The organism is Pseudomonas sp. CBZ-4, from assembly GCF_000346755.1.
Classification (GTDB): Bacteria; Pseudomonadota; Gammaproteobacteria; order Pseudomonadales; family Pseudomonadaceae; genus Aquipseudomonas.
Genome location: NZ_ANNV01000004.1, coordinates 18,061 through 38,809, shown reverse-complemented (window position 1 = coordinate 38,809; position 20,749 = coordinate 18,061). Strand labels below are relative to the sequence as shown.

Sequence of the window (20,749 nt, the reverse complement as noted above, 5' to 3'; positions counted from 1 at the left end):
GGGCAGCCTTGGGACACAATGACCTCGGTGGCAAGCGACGTACGTCAACAGCCTGCTGCGGGTCAATACACGTTCGCCGGCCCGTCATGGGTCAGCAATTGCTGGAATTGATCCGAAGACACGGCGTGGGAGATCAGGAAACCCTGGACCTGAGTGCAGTCGATCTTACGCAACAGCGCAAGTTCTTGCGCAGTTTCCACACCTTCGGCCACCACCGTCAGGCCCAATTGGCGCCCCAGGCTGACGATACTGGTGAGCGCCTGGGCCATTTCTTCGTTGGCATTGCAACCCTGCACCAGCGCGCGGTCGATCTTCAATTCGGTAAACGGCGCCGACACCAGGTTCATGTACGAACTGTAGCCCTTGCCAAAATCGTCCTGGGACAGGCCAAAGCCCTTGATGCGCAAACGGCAGGCGCCGGCGTAGAAGTTGCTGATGTCGTCGGGCACCGAGCATTCCATCAGTTCGAAGCAGATCCGCGCGGGCAGGCCCTCATGTGCGTGGACGAAGGCGAGGATGCGGTCCGGCAGGTCATGGCTGTTGAGCAGGTGGGTGGGCAGGTTGACCGAGACGGGGATGTCATAGCCCTCTTGGCGCCACAGGGCTTGGGCGGCGATGGCCTGTTCCAGTATCCGCCAGAGCAAACGCTCTTCGAGGTTAAAGGCGATCAGCGCGGGCAAGAACACCCCCGGCAGCAGCGTGCCGTGCTCGGGATGAATCCAGCGCACCAGCGCTTCGGCGGCGACGATGCGGCCATTGTTCAGGGCTTTCTTGGGTTGGAACCAGGCTTGCAGCTCACCGTTGTCCAAGGCGTTCAACAGGCTCTGGCGGTCAATGCCGGGCTGGGTCTCGGCCGGTGCCATATGGCGCAGCACCTGCAATTGGTCGATCAGGCAGCGCAGGGCGGCGGCATTCACCGGTTTGGAAATCAGCCCGATGACCTTCACTTGCAGGTTGCTCGCCACCAGGCTGGCGCCCATCAGCATGCGCCGGGAGGCGGCGCTCATGATCGCCAGCGCCGGTCGCGAGGGTTGCGCGGCCAGGCCCTGGATAAACTGCACGCCGTCCATGCCTGGCATCAGCAGGTCGGTGAGCACCAGGTCATAGTCGCGCTTTTTCAGGCAGGCCAAGGCTTCCTCGCCGTCCTTGGCGCACTCCAGGTGAAAATCCCCCAGCTCGTTGAACAGGTTCTGCAAATACAAGTGTTGGAAGGGGTGGTCTTCGACAATCAGGATGCTACAGGGCTTCATAAACGACTCGTTCGTAGGGAGCCAGGGCACTGAACAAGGCTCGCAGCGTAAAAGGTTTGACCAGGCACTGGTTCATGCCAGCTGCCAGGCACAAGGCATCCTCACCGCGCAGGGCGTTGGCGGTGGCGCCGATGATCGGGGTGGTGCAACCCAGGTTGCGCAGGGCTTCGGCCAGTTCGTAGCCGTTGAGCCTGGGCATGTTGACGTCGGTGAGCACGATGTCGAAGGCGCCGTCGTGCCAGCGTGACAAGGCTTCTTCACCGTCGCTGCTCAAGACCACGGTGCAGCCCAGCTCTTCGAGTTGGTCACGCAGGATCAGTTGGTTGATCACGTTGTCTTCGGCCACCAGGATGTGCAGGTGCAACGGGCGCAGGTCGCGTAGGTCGCCTGACGCCGACGGCAGGGCCACCTGGCCGCCCTGGGCTTGGTGAACCGCTTGGTGGATGGCGTGCAGGTCATTGAGGTTGACCTTCCAGCCGCCACCCGTGAATTGCGGTGCAAACCCACCCTCGCCGCTGGCGATCACCCGCGGGCCGTGCCAGGGCGCGCTGAAGGAGGATTCGATGGGGCCGGGATGCAGCTCCAGGAGCACGCCGTTGTCGGCCAGCGCCAGGCAGGACGGCACGCCGATCTGCGGCCGGGCGCCCCAGCGGCGCAGCCAGCCACAGGCGCTCTCGGCCAGTTCGCGCACCGGCGAGATCACGTAGACGATCTCTGCCGCCAACTCGTTCAGGTGCGCAGCCGTAGCACTGGCGCAGGGTTGCTCCAACGGCAGGGTCAGGGAAAAACTGCTGCCCAGGCCGGGCTCGCTGACCGTGCGCAGCGTGCCGTTCATCAAGTGGGTCAGGCGCAGGCAGATGGGCAGGCCCAGGCCGGTGCCCGCGACCACGTTGGTGTTGCCTTCGGTCTGGTAGAACGGTTCGAAGATCAGCGCCTGGTCGGCCGGCGCGATGCCTTTGCCGGTGTCCGAGACTTGCCATTGCAGGCACACCCGCTCGCCTTCGCGGCTGAGCAGCTTGACCCGCAGCACCACGCGCCCGGAGTCGGTGAACTTGACGGCGTTGCTCAGCAGGTTGTTGAGGATCTGCCGCACGCGGCTGACATCGCCGATCAGCCGTTCCGGCAAGTGCGGGTCGAGGCAGGCGTACAGTTGCAAACCCTTGCTGTGCGCGGCGGCGGCATAGCCTTGTACCGCTTCCAGCACCAGCGCCGGTACGGAGAATTCGCTCAACTCCAGGGCCAGTTGCCCGGCTTCGATCTTGGACACGTCCAGCACATCGCAGATCAGTTGCAGCAAGGTCGCGGAAGAACCCTCGATGGCGCGCAGGTAGCTTTTCTGTTGCGCGTCCAGGCGCGTGCGGGCCAGCAGTTCGAGGGTACCGAGCACGCCGTAGAGCGGGGTGCGGATTTCATGGCTCATGGTGGCGAGGAACAGGGTCTTGGCTTCGTTGGCGGTATCGGCGGCCTGGCGCGCCTGTTCCAGCGCCGCTTCGATCTGGGTGCGCGCGCTGATGTCGCTGAAGGCGCAGAGCAACACGTCTTCGCCTTTGTAGCGCGTGGGCGCGCAGCTCAGGTACAGATGGCGGCCATCGGCGGTCTCGAAGTAGTCCGTGAGGCACGGCGAGGTGGGATCGAAGGCGCCATTGATCCAGCCGGCGCCCAGTTGCTCGCTGCTCTGGCCGAGCCAGTGTTGGGCCAGAGTGTTTTCCAGCACGACCTGGCCGTCGGTGCGACGCAGTACGCACAGCGCCACGGGGGCGGTCTGGATCACGTCGCGGCTGAACAGCTCGCTTTCCACCAGCGCCTGGATGCGGTGGATCGCGGGTGTGATAAAGCGGTGCTCCAGGCGCCGGGTCAGCAGGCACACCAGGCTGATGCTCAGCAGGCAGAACAGCAGCGCACCGCTGATTTGCGGCCACAAGGCCCAGAGCACCGCGCGCAGGTCGATGGAGTAGGTGAGTTGCCAGTCCGAGGATTTCAGCTGTTTGCGCAACACCAATTGCTCGGGCAACCAACCGTTGCCGACAAAACCGAAGAAGTCCTGTTGCCGCAGCAGCGGCAGGTGTTGCCCGGGCGGGGGGTTGTGGCTGTTGGTGAAAAGCGGCATGCCCTGGGCGTTGAACATGGTGAACTCACCGGCGCTGTGGTCGTTGAGGGCATTGGAGACTTCGCGGTCGTCCATTTCCAGGCCGAGCCAGCCGGACTGCGGGTCGCGCTCGTCCAGGCGGATGAAGATGTACAGCTGCGAGTGCCCGTCGCTGGCGTGGGTCAGCCAGAGTTCGCGCAAGGCGTCCTGATGCTTGAGGGCTTGCAGTTGGCCGAGCATCGCCGGCGGAAAGTCGGCCGCCGCCGGGGTGGTGTCGTACAGCCGCGACACCTGGGCTGCGGAGCTGACATAGAGCAGGTTGAGCTGCTTGGCCTGCAAATAATCGCGCATGCGCTGGGTCAGCCAGATGCTCCATTGCCGGCCCGGCGTATGCCCCAGCAGCAGGCGGATTTCTTCATCGGAGACCGGCAGGTTCAATTCGGCCTCTCGTGTGGCCGACAGGCTGAGGCTTTCCAGCAGCGCCTCGCGGGTGGTGAAAAAGGTATGCGCCTCGGCGATGGCGCTGCTCATGTAACTGCGCCGCTGGGAGACTTCATTGTTGAAGGTGAACAGCAAAAAGCTGTACACGCCGCCGAGAATGCCCACCAGCAGCACCAGGGCAAACACGCGCAACAGGCGGCGGGCGGCATAGGGCGTGGACAGGACCGGACTGATCTGATGGAGGACATTCTTTAATCGCATCCCGGCACTGTAGGGATGGGTGGATGCAGGAGAAATCAGACGATCCTTAGAACCGTTCCGCTGAAATACCAAGCAAGCTAATTATTCCATTTGACATTCGCTGCCTAAGCAGTAACATCTCGTCACACATTCACTGCTTAGGCAGTAATAAGGTGACTTCCCAATGAAACACTTCACCCCCGACAACTTCCACAACTGCCACCTCGGCCTGTTGCTGGGCCGCGCCGCACTGCTCAAGGACCGGATTATCGACACCCATATGGAGCCGTACGGCATCACCGCCGCGCAGTTCAAGGTGCTGGTGATCATGGCGCTGTACGGCATCGACACCCCGGCCGAGCTGTGTCGCCACCTGTCCCTGGACAGCGGCTCGATGACCCGCATGCTCGACCGCCTGGAGCAGAAGGGCCTGCTCGAACGCCAACGTTCGGCCCAGGACCGCCGCCAAGTGCAGCTGGTGCTGACGGCCGAAGGCCAGAAACTGGCGGACACCTTGCCCCACGTCGGCACCGAAGCCCTGAATCAACTGGCCGGCTCCCTGGAACCTGGCGAACTGGCAGATCTGGAACGCATCCTCAAGAAAATTCTGATAGCCGCAGGTGACTCCATCACCCTGCTGCGGGTAGGTAAAGAATGAACACACGCGCCCTTTGCCTGGTACTGGTGGCCATGAGCATGGCCGGTTGCGCCAACTTCAGCGGCCTCGACACCCAGGGCCAGCGCCTCGACGCCAGCACCCTGCAAGCCGGTAAATCCTTGAGCGGCGTGACGCTGTCGCCCGCCGCCTGGCCGAGCGCCGACTGGTGGAAAAGCCTCGGCGACCCACAACTCGACGGCCTGATCGTTGAGGCCCTGCAAAACAGCCCGGACATGCAAGTGGCCAGTGCCCGCGCCCATCAGGCCGAAGCCGCGGCGTTTGCCGCCGATGCCGCACGCATGCCGACCCTGGACGCCAGCGCCGGTGTGAGCCGCTCGCGCCTGGCCAAGGACAAAGACCCGCTGGGGCAGGGCGATGCCTATGCCACCGTGCGTAATATCGGCGCCAGTTTCAGCTACAACTTCGACCTGTGGGGTGGCCAGCGCGCCGCCTGGGAAGCTGCGCTGGGCCAGGCCCGCGCCGCCGAAGTCGATCAGCAGGCCGCACGCCTGACCCTCGCCGCCAACGTGGCCAAGGCCTACAGCGACTTGGGCCAGGCGCATATCGTGCGTGACCTGGCCAATGACGACCTCAAGCGCACCCGGCAGATGCTCGACCTCGGCAAGCGTCGCCTGAACTCGGGCATCGACAGCCAGTACCAGTACCAGCAGACCGAAAGCCTGGAAGCCAGCTCGCAGTCGCAATTGATCGACGCGGAAAAACAACTGGCCAGCGCCAAGATCGCCCTGGCGGTGTTGCTCGGCAAAGGTCCCGACCGTGGCGGCGAGCTGAGCCGGCCCAACGTGCTCAAGCCTGGCGCCGTCGCCGTGCCGTCGGTACTGCCCGCCGAACTGCTTGGCCGGCGCCCCGACCTGATCGCGGCGCGCTGGCGTGTCGAGGCGGCGAGCAAGAACATCGTCGCAAGCAAAACCCGCTTCTACCCCAACCTCAACCTGAGCGCGAGCGCCGGGGCCGAGTCGTTGCTGGGGGATGCGATGTTTGGTTCGGCCAGCCGTTTCTTCAGCATCGCGCCGACCATCTCACTGCCGATTTTCGACGGCGGCCGCCTGCGCGCCGACCTCGATGCCCGCGACGCCGACTACGACCTCGCCGTGGCCCAGTACAACAAAACCCTGGTGCAAGCCCTGGGTGACATTGGCAACACCATCACCCAACTGCGCGACACCGGCCGACAGATCCAGGCCCAGCAACACGCCGCCGACATCGCCCAGCAGTCCTACGACACCGGCGTGCAGCGCTACAGCTCGGGCATCGGCAACTACCTGGATGTGCTGAGCATCGAGCAGCAATTACTGCAGGCCCAGCGCCAGTTGGCAACGCTCAACGCGGCGCAGATCGATCTGTCGATTCAATTGATGCAGGCCCTGGGTGGCGGGTTCAACGCCGCAAATGTGGCAACGGCCACCCCAGCAACGCGTACGGAATAATTTGAGGTAATCGTCATGGCCACTGCCGACAGCAACACCGCAACAGCGCAAGACAACAACCCACGCAAACGCAAGGTCATGCTGATCGGCCTGGCGCTGATCGTCATCCTCGGCGTCGCCGGCATATGGGCCTGGCATGAGCTTTACGGGCGCTTCAGCGAAAGCACCGACGACGCTTATGTGAACGGCAACGTGGTGGAAATCACCCCGCTGGTCACCGGCACCGTGGTCAGCATCGGCGCCGACGATGGCGACCTGGTCCACGAAGGCCAGGTGCTGGTCAACTTCGACCCGAACGACGCCGCCGTCGGCCTGCAAAGTGCCGAGGCCAACCTGGCGCGCACGGTGCGCCAGGTGCGTGGCTTGTACAGCAACGTCGATGGCATGAAAGCCCAGGTCAACGCACAGAAAGCCGATGTGCAAACCGCCCAGGACAACTTCAACCGACGTAAAACCCTGGCCCAGGGCGGGGCGATTTCCCAGGAAGAACTGTCCCACGCCCGCGACAGCCTGACCGCGGCAAAGAACGCGCTGACCAATCTTGAGCAGCAACTGAAAACCACCAATGCGCTGGTGGATGACACCGTCATCTCATCCCACCCGGACGTGCAAGCCGCCGCGGCGCAACTGCGTCAGGCTTACCTGACCAATGCGCGCAGCACCTTGATCGCACCGGTCACCGGCTACGTCGCCAAGCGCACCGTGCAACTGGGCCAGCGCGTACAGCCGGGCACCGCGCTGATGGCCGTGATTCCGCTGAACCAGCTGTGGATCGACGCCAACTTCAAGGAAACCCAACTGCGCGACATGCGCATCGGCCAGCCGGTGGACATCGAGTCGGACATCTACGGCAGCGACGTGAAGTTCAGTGGCACCATCGACAGCCTCGGCGCAGGCACCGGCAGTGCGTTTGCCCTGCTGCCGGCGCAGAACGCCACCGGTAACTGGATCAAGATCGTGCAGCGGGTGCCGGTGCGCATCCATATCAATGCCGAGGAATTGGCCAGGCATCCGCTGCGGGTGGGCCTGTCCACCGTGGTCAACGTGGACCTGCACGACCAGAGCGGCCCGGTGCTGGCGCAACAGGCGCCGCAAAAAGCCTCGTTCAGCACCAACGTGTATGACCGTCAACTCGCCGAAGCCGATGCCATGATCACCCAGCTGATCCATGACAACAGCCTCGCCGCGCCCAAGGCTGTGCAACGCTGATGAGCAATAACGCCTCCTTCACGCCACCCAGCCTGTTGATGGCCACTATTGGCCTGTCGCTGGCGACCTTTATGCAGGTGCTCGACACCACCATCGCCAACGTGGCGTTGCCGACGATTTCCGGCAACCTCGGCGTGAGTTCGGAGCAGGGCACCTGGGTCATCACCTCGTTTGCGGTGAGCAACGCCATCGCCTTGCCGCTCACCGGTTGGCTGAGCCGCCGGTTTGGCGAGGTGAAGCTGTTCCTGTGGGCGACCATCCTGTTTGTGCTGGCCTCGTTCCTCTGCGGTATTTCCACCTCGATGCCCGAGCTGATCGGCTTTCGCGTGCTGCAAGGCTTGGTCGCCGGGCCGTTGTACCCGATGACCCAGACGTTGCTGATCGCGGTCTACCCACCGGCGAGGCGTGGCATGGCCCTGGCGTTGCTGGCGATGGTCACGGTGGTGGCGCCGATTGCCGGGCCGATCCTTGGCGGCTGGATCACCGACAGCTACAGCTGGCCGTGGATCTTCTTTATCAACGTGCCCATCGGCATCTTTGCGGTGATGGTGGTGCGTTCGCAGCTGAAGAAACGCCCGGTGGTCACCAGCCACCAGCCGATGGATTACGTCGGGCTGCTGAGCTTGATCGTCGGCGTCGGTGCCTTGCAGATCATCCTCGACAAGGGCAATGACCTGGACTGGTTCGAGTCCAACTTCATCATCATCGGCGCGGCGATTTCGGTGATTGCCCTGGCGGTGTTCATCATCTGGGAACTCACCGACAAGCACCCGGTGGTCAACCTGCGGCTGTTTGCGTATCGCAACTTCCGCATCGGCACCATCGTGTTGATCCTCGGTTACGCGGGCTTCTTTGGTATCAACCTGATCCTGCCGCAATGGCTGCAAACCCAGATGGGCTACACCGCGACCTGGGCCGGCCTGGCCGTGGCGCCGATTGGCATCCTGCCGGTGCTGATGTCGCCGTTCGTGGGCAAGTACGCGCACAAGTTCGACCTGCGCTTGCTGGCGGGCCTGGCGTTCCTGGCGATTGGCTTGAGCTGCTTCATGCGCGCGGGCTTCACCAACCAGGTGGACTTCCAGCACATCGCCCTGGTGCAGCTGTTCATGGGCATCGGCGTGGCGCTGTTCTTTATGCCGACCTTGACCATCCTGATGTCCGATTTGCCGCCGCACCAGATCGCCGACGGCGCCGGCCTGGCGACGTTCCTGCGTACCCTGGGCGGCAGCTTTGCGGCATCGCTGACCACCTGGATCTGGATTCGCCGGGCGGACCAGCACCATGCGTACATGAGCGAAAACATGACCACCTACGACTCGGCCACGCGCAATGCGCTGGACGCGTTGGGCGGGGCAGGGCAGAAGGCCTACACGCAGCTGGACCAGATCCTCACCAGCCAGGCGTACATGATGTCCACCGTGGATTACTTCACGTTGCTGGGGTGGATGTTCATGGGGTTGATGTTGCTGGTGTGGCTGGCGAAGCCGCCGTTTGGGGCGAAGGCGGGGCCGGAGGCTTCCGGGCACTGATCAACCAAGATTGGAATGCAACCCCATGTGGGAGCTGGCTTGCCTGCAATAGCATCACCTCGGTGTATCAGATGTACCGAGGTGTCTGCATCGCAGGCAAGCCAGCTCCCACATTTTGATCAGTGTTGAGGCTGAGATTCAGGCCCCAGGCAACGCCAACGGCGGGTTCACAAAATCAAACGCCGCCAACTGAAACCCTTGCTCATCCACCTGCAACGCCCACCCTTGCTTGTCCCAATCCCCCAGCACAATGCGCTTGGCCGCTTGCTCGCCAATCTGCAACTTGTGAATGGCGGGGCGGTGGGTATGGCCGTGGACCAGGGTGCGCACGCCAAACTGCTGCATCACCCGGGGCACTTCCTCGGGGGTCACGTCGACAATGTCGTTGGCCTTCATGCGTGTCTGCGCACGGCTCTCGCTGCGCAGCTTGCGCGCCAGCTTGTGGCGGGTGCGCAACGGCAGGTGGCGCAGGATGAAGAGCACGATGGGGTTGCGCAGGATGCGGCGCAGCTTCATATAGCCGACGTCGCGGGTGCACAGGCTGTCGCCGTGCATCAATAGCACGGGTTCGCCATACAACTGCACGACACTCGGGTCCTTGAGCAAGGTTGCGCCTGCCGCTTTGCAGAACGCCTTGCCGATGAGGAAATCGCGGTTGCCATGCATGATGAAAATCGGGGTGCCGCTGTCGCTCAGTTCGCGCAGGGCCGCGCCAATCGAACGCTGGAAGGGGGTCATGCCATCGTCGCCAATCCAGGCTTCAAAGAAGTCCCCCAGAATGTACAACGCCTGGGCGCCACGGGCGCGGCCGTGGAGCAGATCCAGAAACGCCCGGGTAATGTCCGGGCGCTCCTCTTCCAGATGCAAGTCTGAAATAAGCAGGATCACCCTTAGATGATCTCGGCTTTCTCGACGATAACGTCTTCTACCGGAACGTCCTGGTGACCGGCTTTACCGGTGGTCTGCACGCCTTTGATCTTGTCGACGACGTCCTGGCCTTCGGTGACTTTACCGAATACCGCGTAGCCCCAGCCCTGCACGTTCTTGCCGCTGTGGTTGAGGAAGGCGTTGTCGGCCACGTTGATGAAGAACTGCGCGGAGGCCGAATGCGGCTCCATGGTACGGGCCATGGCGACGGTGTACTTGTCGTTGGAAAGGCCGTTGTCCGCTTCGTTCTGGATGCTTGGGCGCTTGTCTTTCTTTTCTTTCATGCCTGGCTCGAAACCGCCGCCCTGGACCATGAAGTTGCCGATGACACGGTGGAAAACGGTGTTTTCGTAGTGGCCGGCGTTCACGTACTCGATGAAGTTGGCGACGGTGATCGGCGCTTTCTCGGCGTTCAGCTCGATGACGATGTCACCGTGGTTGGTGGTCAGTTTGACTTGAGTCATGGTCGTTTCTCTTTCAAGGAATTCGTGGGTGTGGACGCCTGAGCGCCTTACCGATTTGGCAAAACTTCGGCCAAGGGGCGCAGTTTAGCGTGACCTGTAGGAATTTCGAGGTGGTTTTTTACCGCCCATGCAATAAATGCAGCAGTTTTTGGCCGCGCTCTGTCAGTGTATTGACGGCTTCGGCTATTATGAGCGCTTTGTTTTATCTGGCCTTACCCGGCCACGAACCTGTCTGTTCAAGGATCCTATGAGCAAGCCCACTGTCGACCCTACCTCGAATTCCAAGGCCGGACCTGCCGTCCCGGTCAATTTCCTGCGCCCGATCATCCAGGCGGACCTGGATTCGGGCAAGCACACGCAGATCGTCACCCGCTTCCCGCCAGAGCCCAACGGCTACCTGCACATCGGTCACGCCAAGTCGATCTGTGTGAACTTCGGTCTGGCCCAGGAGTTCGGTGGCGTCACGCACCTGCGTTTCGACGACACCAACCCGGCCAAGGAAGACCAGGAATACATCGACGCCATCGAAAGCGACGTGAAGTGGCTGGGCTTCGAATGGTCCGGTGAAGTGCGCTATGCCTCGCAATACTTCGACCAGTTGCACGACTGGGCCGTCGAGCTGATCAAGGCCGGCAAGGCCTACGTCGACGACCTGAGCCCGGAGCAAGCCAAGGAATACCGCGGCACGCTGACTGAGCCGGGCAAGAACAGCCCGTTCCGCGACCGTTCGGTGGAAGAGAACCTCGACTGGTTCGCCCGCATGCGCGCCGGTGAGTTCGCCGACGGCGCCCGTGTACTGCGTGCCAAGATCGACATGGCCTCGCCGAACATGAACCTGCGCGACCCGATCATGTACCGCATCCGCCACGCCCACCACCACCAGACCGGTGACAAATGGTGCATCTACCCGAACTACGACTTCACCCACGGTCAGTCGGACGCCATCGAAGGCATCACCCACTCCATCTGCACCCTGGAGTTCGAAAGCCATCGCCCGCTGTACGAGTGGTTCCTGGAGCACCTGCCGGTGCCGGCGCACCCACGTCAGTACGAGTTCAGCCGCCTGAACCTGAACTACACCATCACCAGCAAGCGCAAGCTCAAGCAACTGGTCGATGAAAAGCACGTGCATGGCTGGGACGACCCGCGCATGTCCACCCTGTCGGGCTTCCGTCGTCGTGGCTACACGCCGGCATCGATCCGCAACTTCTGCGACATGGTCGGCACCAACCGTTCCGACGGCGTGGTCGATTTTGGCATGCTCGAATTCAGCATCCGCAACGACCTTGACCACAGCGCCCCACGGGCCATGTGCGTGCTGCGTCCGTTGAAAGTCGTGATCACCAACTACCCGGAAGACAAGGTCGACCACCTCGAGTTGCCGCGTCACCCGCAGAAAGAAGAACTCGGCGTGCGCAAGCTGCCGTTCAGCCGTGAAATCTACATCGACCGCGATGACTTCATGGAAGAGCCGCCAAAGGGCTACAAGCGCCTGGAACCGGCGGGCGAAGTGCGCCTGCGTGGCAGCTACGTGATCCGTGCCGACGAAGCGATCAAGGACGCCGATGGCAACATCGTCGAACTGCGTTGCTCGTACGACCCGGAAACCCTGGGCAAGAACCCGGAAGGCCGCAAGGTCAAGGGCGTGATCCACTGGGTGCCGGCCGCCGCCAGCATCGAGTGCGAAGTGCGTTTGTACGACCGCCTGTTCCGCTCGCCGAACCCTGAGAAGGCTGAAGACAGCGCGAGTTTCCTCGACAACATCAACCCTGACTCCCTGCAAGTACTTACGGGTTGTCGTGCCGAGCCGTCGTTGGGCGAAGCACAGCCGGAAGACCGTTTCCAGTTCGAGCGCGAAGGTTACTTCTGCGCGGATATCAAGGACTCGAAACCAGGTAAGCCGGTATTCAACCGTACCGTGACCTTGCGTGATTCGTGGGGCCAGTGATTCAGTCTTAAGGGAATCGTCGTGTTAACGATCTACAACACACTCAGCAAGACCAAAGAAGTCTTCAAGCCGCTGGATGGCAACAAGGTGCGCATGTACGTGTGCGGCATGACCGTGTACGACTACTGCCACATCGGCCACGGCCGCAGCATGGTGGCCTTCGACCTGGTGACCCGCTGGTTGCGTTTCAGCGGCTATGACTTGACGTATGTGCGCAACATCACCGACATCGACGACAAGATCATCAACCGCGCCAACGAAAACGGCGAGTCGTTCGATGCGCTGACCGAGCGCATGATCGCCGCCATGCATGAGGACGAGGCGCGCCTCAACATCCTCAAGCCGGACATGGAGCCGCGCGCCACGGACCACATCCCGGGCATGCACGCGATGATCCAGACCCTGATCGACAAGGGTTACGCCTACGCCCCGGGCAATGGCGACGTGTACTACCGCGTCGCCAAGTTCATGGGCTACGGCAAGCTGTCGCGCAAGAAAATCGAAGACCTGCGCATCGGCGCACGCATCGAAGTGGACGAGGCCAAGCAAGACCCGCTGGACTTCGTGCTGTGGAAAGGCACCAAGCCCGGCGAGCCGAGCTGGGAATCGCCATGGGGCGCCGGGCGTCCGGGCTGGCACATCGAATGCTCGGTGATGTCTACCTGCTGCCTGGGCGAGACCTTCGACATTCATGGCGGCGGCAGCGACCTCGAGTTCCCGCACCACGAAAACGAAATCGCCCAGAGCGAAGCCGCCACCGGCAAGACCTACGCCAACGCCTGGATGCACTGCGGCATGATCCGCATCAATGGCGAGAAGATGTCCAAGTCCTTGAACAACTTCTTCACCATTCGCGACGTGCTGGAAAAGTACCATCCTGAGGTGGTGCGTTACCTGCTGGTGTCCAGCCACTACCGCAGCGCCATCAACTACTCGGAAGACAACCTCAAGGACGCCAAGGGCGCCCTGGAGCGTTTCTACCACGCGTTGAAAGGCTTGCCCGTGGTCGCCCCGGCCGGTGGCGAAGGGTTTGTCGAGCGCTTCACCCAGGTGATGAACGACGACTTCGGCACCCCCGAAGCCTGCGCCGTGCTGTTCGAGATGGTGCGCGAGATCAACCGCCTGCGCGAGAGCGATCTCGACGCAGCGGCTGGCCTGGCGGCCCGCTTGAAAGAACTGGCCAGCGTACTGGGCGTGTTGCAGATGGAAGCCGACGACTTCCTGCAAGCCGGCGCCGAAGGGCGTGTGGACGCGGCTGAAGTGGATGCGCTGATCCAGGCGCGTTTGACGGCACGGGCCAACAAGGACTGGGCAGAATCCGACCGCATCCGCGACCAACTCACCGCCATGGGCGTGGTGTTGGAAGACGGCAAGGGTGGGACGACGTGGCGCTTGGCTGATCAGGCTTGATCGGTAAACGCTGAATGAAAAACGCCCCGACTGGTTCGGGGCGTTTTTTTTGCACATCACTTTAACGACCCACTCGATCAAACTGTGGGAGCTGGCTTGCCTGCGATAGCGGTGTGTCAGTCACCGAAAATGCTGGCTGGTATACCGCCATCGCAGGCAAGCCAGCTCCCACATTTTTTAACCGTGCCCGCTTTGCAAATTATTCGGCTTCAGATTGATCTGTGAATGGGGTCGTCTTTGAGGCTTAGTGTTTTATCCACCATCAACTGGATGCCCTCCAGCATCCGACACATTCCCAGTGCCACGCTGCGCGGATTGCCGCCGATCTCGAAAGCCAAATGGCTTGCCAGCGCACGAACCGACGCTAGATCCTCTGACGCGTTGACCAACAGCGTCTCGACGTCCAGTCCTTCGCGTACGGTAAACAGGTTGTCGTCCTCAGCAGATGGCTGCGGCTTTTCAGAGGGGTTCAGATAGTGGTTAATCGCTCGATGAGCAGAGGCGTGAAACGCGGTTGAGTCTAACGGCGGACTCGGACTGTCTTTGATCATGGCAAAGCTCCTAGAGTATTGGAGCCACCACCCATCGCTGCGAAACGATACCCGGGTGGCAGCTGTACGCAGGTTCGCAGACCGGGACTCTAGGCACCCGGCATACCCGAAGGTATCCCGCGCACAGCCGCCATAACATCAGGCATAAAAAAGCGCCCGCTATCTGAGGTGGACGCTGTGCGTCTAGAGTTTAACCGGGCTGCGAAACCCGGTCGCTGAATTTGCAGCGACCGCCGAAGATTAGGCAGCTATTTTCCGAGGGACAACCCTAAAACGCTGTCGGAAATTTCTGCGGTTTTTTGCTGGGCAGTGCCCCGAGACCAATGGTGACCCCCAATCTAAATGTGGGAGCGGGCTTGCCCGCGAATGCGGAGTGTCAGCCAGTACATGTGTGACTGACACTCCGCTATCGCAGGCAAGCCAGCTCCCACATTTTTAACCGAGTGTTGCTGAAGAATCAGCGGCGGCTGCTGACTTCGGCCGGCACATCATCGCCGGCCATGCGCTTGCGAAACAGCGCCGTGCGCGCCAGCAACAACGTCGTCACCGGCACCGTGATCGACAACAAAATCGGAATCAACCAACCGTGCAACACCGGCCCGGACTTGAGCACCGAAAAGTACACAATCGACGCCAACGCCACGCACCACGCGCCCAACGTCGAGGCCAGTGCTGGCGGGTGCATGCGCTGGAAGAAGTCCTTCATGCGCAGCAAGCCAATCGCGCCTATCAAGGCAAACACGCTGCTCAGCACCAGCAGCACCGCGACGATCACTTCCACCCATAACGGCATCATTCAATCACCTCGCCACGCAGCAGGAATTTGGCCAGGGCAAACGAGCCCACAAAGCCGAACAGCGCAATCAGCAGCGCCGCTTCAAAGTAGATGTCACTGGCATAGCGAATGCCCAGCACCAGCATCATCAGCATCGCCAGCATGTACAGGTAGTCCAGCGCCAGTACCCGGTCCTGGGCCGAGGGGCCTTTGAACAGGCGCACCAGGGTCAGCACCATGGCCAGGGAGAACAGGAACAGGCTGAACAGGATCGCATTGGAGAGCAGGGCGCTCATTCGAAGATCTCCATCAGGGGCCGCTCGTAGGTGGTCTTGAAGTGCTCGATAAACTGCGCTTCATCGTCCAGGTCGAACACGTGCAGCAGCAGGATGCTGCGGTCCAGCGCCAGTTCCGACCAGATGGTGCCGGGCACCACGGTGGTGATCATCGACAGCGCGGCGAGGCCGTTGGCGTCACGCAGGTCCAGAGGGATCTTGATAAAACGCGAACGCGGCGGACGTGAACCGCAGGTCAGCACGCCCCAGGCCACTTGCAGGTTGGACACGATCACATCGCGGCCCACCACAAAGAACAGGCGGATGATCACCCCTGGCCGGCGGATGCGGATCGGCAGCGGCCGCAACGGCGCCATCAGCAGCGGCGCGAGAAAGCCCAGCAGCGCGCCCAGCAGCAGATTGCCGGGGCTCACGGACAGGTTCAGCACCAGCCACAACAGCCACAGCGCCAGGGACAGCCACGGGGCAGGGAACAGGCGCTTCATGGCTGAACCTCCAGCGCGGCGGCCTTGGCTTCAGGGCTCGGCACTGGCCGCGTCGCCATCACCGCCATCACGTAATGTTCCGGGTTGTTCAGGCTCACGGCGGTGGCTTCGGTGTAGCGCATCAGCGGCTCGGCCTTGAAGGTCAGCAGGATGCTCAGGCCCAGCAGGAAGAAGATCGGTACGCACTCGTAGCGACGCAACAGCGGCGACGGGCGTTCTTCCGGGGTCCAGAAGCGCTGGATGCCAAGGCGTGCAAAGGCGATCAAGGAGACCAGGCCCGACAGGATCAGCAGCGTGACCAAGCCCCAGGCCGCCGGACGGATCGGCTCATCGATGCTGACGCCAAGCCCCAGCGGATTGATCAGCGCGCTCAACAAGCTCAGCTTGCCGATAAACCCGGACAGCGGCGGCATGCCGATAATCAGCAGCGCGCAGGCAATAAAGCTCAGGCCGAGGAAGGCCATGGTCCACGGGATCACCTGGCCAACCACGGCTTTCTGCTCGTCGTCGAGGTTGACGCCGGGCTGCGGGTGCAGCGATTCCATGGCCCGTGGCAGCGCATCGATCTCTTCGTCCAGCGGCAGGTCATTGGCCGAGCGCGAGCGTTCGATCAACTCCGCCAGCAGGAACAGCGCACTCAACGCCAGCGTCGAGCTGACCAGATAAAACAGTGCGCCCGCCGTCAGGCTTGGCTGGGCAAAACCGATGGCCGACAGCAAGATCCCCGCCGACACCAAAATGCTCAAGCTCGCCATGCGTTCCAGGCGCTGCGCCGCCACCATCGCCAGCGCGGCGCAGATGATGGTCGCCATGCCGCCGTACACCAGCCAGTCGCCGCCAAACAACGCCGACGCACCGGCCTGGCCGGAGAACAGCAACGTCCACAGGCGCAGCACGGTGTACACGCCGACCTTGGTCATGATCGCAAACATCGCCGCCACCGGCGCACTCGCCGAGGAATAGGCGGGCGCCAGCCAGAAGTTCAGCGGCCACATGCCGGCCTTGGCCAGGAACGCCGTGGCGAGGATCGCCGCGCCCGCATGCAACAGGCCACGGTCGGCCTCTGGCACCAGCGGGATTTTCAGCGCCAGGTCAGCGAAGTTCAGCGTGCCGGTGACGCCGTAGATCATCGCCGCGCCAATCAGGAACAGCGACGACGCCAGCAGGTTGATCGCGATGTAATGCAGCCCCGCCGACACCCGCGCGCGGCCCGAGCCGTGCAGCATCAAACCGTAGGACGCGGCCAGCAGCACCTCGAAGAACACGAACAGGTTGAACAGGTCGGCGGTGAGGAAGGCGCCATACAGGCCCATCATCTGCACCTGGAACAGCGCGTGGAAACTGGTGCCCGCACGGTCCCAACGGGCCATGGCGAACACCAGCGCGCTCACGCCGATAATGCCGGTGAGCACCAGCATCAGCGCCGACAGTTGGTCCACCACCAGCACAATGCCGAACGGCACCTGCCAGTTGCCCGGCAGGTACACGCCAATCGAGCCGGGGCCGCCTTTTTGCGTCCAGTACAGCAGCAGGATCGCAATGCCCAGGCCCAGCACGCTGGAGAACAGGTTGATCTTGGCTTTGAGGGGCCGGCGTTTTTCGCCGAGCATCAGCATCAGCGCGGCGGTCAGTAGCGGCAGCAGGATCGGTGCGATGATCAGTTGGTTCACCCAATTCATTCCTTGGGCTCCCGGCCGTCAACGTGGTCGGTGCCGGTCAGGCCCCGTGAGGCGAGCAGCACCACCAGGAACAACGCGGTCATGGCAAAGCTGATCACGATGGCCGTGAGCACCAGGGCCTGGGGCAGCGGGTCGGTGTAGTTGAGCAGGTCTTGCGGCACGCCGTCCTTGATGATCGGCTCCTTGCCGATAAACAGGCTGCCCATGCTGAAAATGAACAGGTTGACCCCATACGACAACAGGCACAGGCCCATCACCACCTGGAACGTCCGCGGCCGCAGGATCAGCCACACGCCGGAGGCTGCGAGCACTCCGATGGCAATTGCGATGACTTCTTCCATCAGGCCGCTCCTTCCGTTGCGGCAACCACTTTGGCCTGGTTGCTCGGTTTATGGGCACGCACCGATTGGTGGCCGAGGGCGGTGAGCATCAGCAGCGTCGAACCGACCACCATGGCGTACACGCCAACGTCGAAGAACAGCGCGCTGGCCACATGAATGTCGCCCAGCACCGGCAGGCTGAAATGCCAGGTGTGGGTGGTCAGGAAGGGGTAGCCGACAAACAGCGCACCCAGCCCGGTGAGGGTTGCCGAGAGCAGGCCGAAGCCCATCCAGCGCATCGGCCGCAGGCTCATCTGCGCCTCGACCCACTGCGTCCCGGCGACCATGTATTGCAGGATGAAGGCGACGGACATCACCAGCCCGGCGACAAAGCCACCGCCCGGTTGGTTGTGGCCGCGCATGAACAGGTAGAACGACACCACCAGCGCAATCGGCAGCAGCAGGCGTACCAGCACTGCCGGCACCATCATGAAGCCCAGCGCGGTGTCGCTGGCCTGGCGCGGGTTGACCAGGTCGGTGGCCACGTCCGGCGCCAGTTGGCGCTGTTGTGCGGGCAGTTGCATGCTTTCTTTCGAGGGGCGGAAGCGTCGCAGCAGGGCGTACACCGTCAGCGCCACGGCGCCGAGCACGGTGATTTCGCCGAGGGTGTCGAAGCCACGGAAGTCCACCAGCATCACGTTCACCACATTGCTGCCGCCGCCTTCGGGCAGGGCGCGGCTGAGGTAGAACGAGGAAATATCGTTGGGTGTCTGGCGCGTCAGCATCGCGTAGGACAGCAACGCCATGCCGCCACCGACCACGGTGGACAGCAGGAAGTCGCGCAGGCGGCGAATACGCGCCTTGCGCAAGGAGCTTGGCAGTGGCGAGACTTCTTCGATCCGCCGTGGCAACCAGCGCAGGCCCAGCAGGATCAGCACGGTGGTGACCACTTCAACCACCAACTGGGTCAACGCCAGGTCCGGTGCCGAGAACCACACGAAGGTGATGCAGGTCATCAGGCCGCACACGCTGACCATGGTCAGGGCCGCCAGCCGGTGGTACTTGGCTTGCCAGGCGGCGCCGAGGGCGCAGGCGATTGCCAGCAACCACAGCGTCACAAAGACGATGGAGCCCGGGATCTTCGGCCGGTCGCCCCAGCTGAGGCTGCTGTGCAGCATCGGGATCAAACCAGCGATGACCGCCGCCAGCACCAGCAGGAACAGCTGGGTCTGCAGGCGTTTGGTGCTGATGAGCCTCTCGATCTTGCGCGTGCCACGCATCAGCACCACCAGGCAGCGCTCGAAGCCGCGCTTGCCGTTGAAGTAGCTGATCACGGGCGGGTACTTGAAGCGCCCGCGCTTGAGTTGCTTGCGCAGCAGCAGATAGAGGATCACGCCGCCGGTCATGGCCACCAGGCTCATGATCATCGGCGCGTTCCAGCCGTGCCAGATCGCCAGGCTGTATTCCGGGAGCACGCCGCCCACCACCGGCAGGGCCGCAGCGGCAAGGATCGAACCGACCATCTGCGCCGGGAAGATCCCCACCAGCAGGCAGGTGAACACCAACAACTCGACCGGTGCGCGCATCCAGCGCGGCGGCTCGTGGGGCGTGTGCGGCAGGTTGGTGGCGGTAGGGCCGAAGAACACATCCACCGTGAAGCGCAGCGCATAGGCCACGCTGAACGTACCGGCGATGGTGGCGATGACCGGCAGGGTGATTTCCACCCATTTGGTCGCCGAGATAAACACGGTTTCGGCAAAGAACATCTCTTTCGACAGGAAACCGTTCAGCAGCGGCACGCCGGCCATGGACGCACTGGCGACCATCGCCAGGGTCGCGGTGAACGGGATCAGACGCACCAGGCCACTGAGCTTGCGAATGTCGCGGGTGCCGCTTTCGTGGTCGATGATGCCCGCCGCCATGAACAGCGACGCCTTGAACGTGGCGTGGTTGAGGATATGAAACACCGCTGCGACCGCGGCCAGCGGGCTGTTGAGGCCCAGCAGCAAGGTGATCAGCCCGAGGTGGCTGATGGTGGAATAGGCCAGCAGGCCCTTGAGGTCGTTCTGGAACATGGCGCAGTAAGCGCCGAGGAGGAGGGTGATCGCGCCGGCACCGCCGACGATATAGAACCATTCTTCGCTGCCGGACAGCGACGGCCACAGGCGGGCCAGCAGGAACACGCCGGCCTTCACCATCGTTGCCGAATGCAGGTACGCCGAGACCGGCGTCGGTGCCGCCATGGCGTGGGGCAGCCAGAAGTGGAACGGGAACTGCGCGCTTTTGCTCAGGGCGCCGATCAGCACCAGGGCGAGCATGATCGGGTACAGCGCGTGGGCACGGATCTGCTCGCCCGCCGCCAGCACGAGGTCGAGGTCATAGCTGCCGACGATATGCCCCAGCAGCATCACGCCCGCCAGCAGGCATAAGCCGCCCGCGCCGGTGACCATCAGCGCCATGTACGCGCCGCGTCGCGCATCGGCGCGGTGGTGCCAGTAGCCGATCAGCAGGAACGAGAACAGGCTGGTCAGTTCCCAGAAGAACACGATCTGGATCAGGTTGCCGGAGATCACCAGGCCGAGCATGGCGCCCATGAACGCCAGGAAAAACGCAAAGAAGCGCGGCACCGGGTCATCCGGCGACATGTAGTAGCGCGCATACAGCGACACCAGCGTGCCGATGCCCAGCACCAGCATCGAGAACAGCCAGGCAAACCCGTCCATGCGCAACACAAAGTTCAAGCCCAGGCTGGGCAACCACATGAATTCTTCGCGGATCACGCCACCGTGGGCGATCTGGGGGTAGAGCAGGGCGACTTGAATGGTGCCGACCAGGGCCACAAGGCCGGCCAACAGGGATTCGGTGTTACGTGCGTTATGCGGCAGCAAAGCCGCCAGACAGCTGCCGATAAAAGGCAGAAGCAGTAGAACTATCAGGGACATAGGCTTCTAATCTGCGGGAGTTTGGGATGCATCATACGTGCCGCTTTCTCGATCACCAAACGGCAAGATGTGGCAGGATCCTACAAGGTAA

The 20,749-nt window shown here is 62.6% G+C and carries 17 protein-coding genes; 6 read left to right on the top strand and 11 right to left on the bottom strand.

Annotation, left to right across the window (positions count from 1 at the left end; genetic code table 11):
- Nucleotides 1–62: 62 nt before the first annotated feature.
- Entirely contained in the window at nucleotides 63–1,250 is a 1,188-nt protein-coding gene (locus B348_RS0100385) for an EAL domain-containing protein (RefSeq protein WP_017734197.1), read from the bottom strand.
- Nucleotides 1,237–4,038 carry an ATP-binding protein gene (locus B348_RS0100380; protein WP_017734196.1) on the bottom strand — a complete coding sequence of 934 codons (2,802 nt, stop codon included), beginning with the start codon at nucleotides 4,036–4,038 and terminating at the stop codon, nucleotides 1,237–1,239. The genes B348_RS0100385 and B348_RS0100380 overlap by 14 nt, the downstream gene beginning before the upstream one ends.
- A 163-nt stretch (nucleotides 4,039–4,201) precedes the next feature.
- On the opposite strand from B348_RS0100380, the gene B348_RS0100375 reads away from it, so the two are divergent.
- Genes B348_RS0100375 through B348_RS0100360 form a run of 4 tightly spaced genes read left to right on the top strand, consistent with a single transcriptional unit; the run spans nucleotide 4,202 to nucleotide 8,861 of the window.
- A complete protein-coding gene (locus B348_RS0100375; protein ID WP_017734195.1) occupies nucleotides 4,202–4,675 on the top strand; it encodes a MarR family winged helix-turn-helix transcriptional regulator in 474 nt (157 codons plus the stop codon).
- Nucleotides 4,672–6,123, top strand: a complete 1,452-nt coding sequence (locus B348_RS0100370; RefSeq protein WP_017734194.1) for an efflux transporter outer membrane subunit — start codon at nucleotides 4,672–4,674, stop codon at nucleotides 6,121–6,123. Before B348_RS0100375 ends, B348_RS0100370 begins: the two co-directional genes overlap by 4 nt.
- A 15-nt stretch (nucleotides 6,124–6,138) precedes the next feature.
- Nucleotides 6,139–7,332, top strand: a complete 1,194-nt coding sequence (locus tag B348_RS0100365) for an efflux RND transporter periplasmic adaptor subunit (protein WP_017734193.1) — start codon at nucleotides 6,139–6,141, stop codon at nucleotides 7,330–7,332.
- Nucleotides 7,332–8,861, top strand: coding sequence for a DHA2 family efflux MFS transporter permease subunit (locus B348_RS0100360; RefSeq protein ID WP_017734192.1), 1,530 nt, complete (start codon nucleotides 7,332–7,334; stop codon nucleotides 8,859–8,861). Before B348_RS0100365 ends, B348_RS0100360 begins: the two co-directional genes overlap by 1 nt.
- A gap of 138 nt (nucleotides 8,862–8,999) precedes the next feature.
- On the opposite strand, the gene lpxH is transcribed toward B348_RS0100360, so the two are convergent.
- Nucleotides 9,000–9,749 (bottom strand): UDP-2,3-diacylglucosamine diphosphatase, encoded by a 750-nt coding sequence (lpxH, locus tag B348_RS0100355; protein WP_017734191.1) that lies wholly within the window; start codon nucleotides 9,747–9,749, stop codon nucleotides 9,000–9,002.
- 2 nt (nucleotides 9,750–9,751) lie between these two features.
- On the bottom strand, nucleotides 9,752–10,252 hold the full coding sequence (locus tag B348_RS0100350) for a peptidylprolyl isomerase (protein ID WP_017734190.1): 501 nt from the start codon (nucleotides 10,250–10,252) through the stop codon (nucleotides 9,752–9,754).
- Between the two features lie 247 nt (nucleotides 10,253–10,499).
- Between B348_RS0100350 and B348_RS0100345 the strand changes: the two genes are divergently transcribed.
- Both B348_RS0100345 and cysS read left to right on the top strand, forming a co-directional pair.
- The gene (locus tag B348_RS0100345) at nucleotides 10,500–12,200 is read left to right on the top strand and encodes a glutamine--tRNA ligase/YqeY domain fusion protein (protein WP_017734189.1); all 1,701 of its coding nucleotides are present in this window, start codon (nucleotides 10,500–10,502) and stop codon (nucleotides 12,198–12,200) included.
- A 21-nt stretch (nucleotides 12,201–12,221) separates the two neighbouring features.
- A complete protein-coding gene (gene cysS, locus B348_RS0100340; RefSeq protein ID WP_017734188.1) occupies nucleotides 12,222–13,610 on the top strand; it encodes a cysteine--tRNA ligase in 1,389 nt (462 codons plus the stop codon).
- Between the two features lie 209 nt (nucleotides 13,611–13,819).
- Here the strand turns inward: cysS and B348_RS0100335 are convergent, their stop codons facing one another.
- The 7 genes from B348_RS0100335 to B348_RS0100305 all read right to left on the bottom strand — a co-directional run bounded on the left by B348_RS0100335 (nucleotide 13,820) and on the right by B348_RS0100305 (nucleotide 20,658).
- Entirely contained in the window at nucleotides 13,820–14,161 is a 342-nt protein-coding gene (locus B348_RS0100335) for a DUF6124 family protein (protein WP_017734187.1), read from the bottom strand.
- A 457-nt stretch (nucleotides 14,162–14,618) separates the two neighbouring features.
- Nucleotides 14,619–14,957 carry a Na+/H+ antiporter subunit G gene (locus B348_RS0100330; RefSeq protein WP_026136444.1) on the bottom strand — a complete coding sequence of 113 codons (339 nt, stop codon included), beginning with the start codon at nucleotides 14,955–14,957 and terminating at the stop codon, nucleotides 14,619–14,621.
- Nucleotides 14,954–15,232, bottom strand: a complete 279-nt coding sequence (locus B348_RS0100325; RefSeq protein WP_017734185.1) for a K+/H+ antiporter subunit F — start codon at nucleotides 15,230–15,232, stop codon at nucleotides 14,954–14,956. Before B348_RS0100325 ends, B348_RS0100330 begins: the two co-directional genes overlap by 4 nt.
- Entirely contained in the window at nucleotides 15,229–15,717 is a 489-nt protein-coding gene (locus B348_RS0100320; protein ID WP_017734184.1) for a Na+/H+ antiporter subunit E, read from the bottom strand. The genes B348_RS0100325 and B348_RS0100320 overlap by 4 nt, the downstream gene beginning before the upstream one ends.
- The gene (locus tag B348_RS0100315) at nucleotides 15,714–17,396 is read right to left on the bottom strand and encodes a monovalent cation/H+ antiporter subunit D (protein ID WP_017734183.1); all 1,683 of its coding nucleotides are present in this window, start codon (nucleotides 17,394–17,396) and stop codon (nucleotides 15,714–15,716) included. Before B348_RS0100315 ends, B348_RS0100320 begins: the two co-directional genes overlap by 4 nt.
- Nucleotides 17,393–17,737: a Na+/H+ antiporter subunit C gene (locus B348_RS0100310; RefSeq protein ID WP_003192163.1), complete on the bottom strand. Its 345-nt coding sequence runs from the start codon at nucleotides 17,735–17,737 to the stop codon at nucleotides 17,393–17,395. The genes B348_RS0100315 and B348_RS0100310 overlap by 4 nt, the downstream gene beginning before the upstream one ends.
- Nucleotides 17,737–20,658 carry a monovalent cation/H+ antiporter subunit A gene (locus B348_RS0100305; RefSeq protein WP_026136443.1) on the bottom strand — a complete coding sequence of 974 codons (2,922 nt, stop codon included), beginning with the start codon at nucleotides 20,656–20,658 and terminating at the stop codon, nucleotides 17,737–17,739. The genes B348_RS0100310 and B348_RS0100305 overlap by 1 nt, the downstream gene beginning before the upstream one ends.
- Nucleotides 20,659–20,749 lie beyond the last annotated feature (91 nt).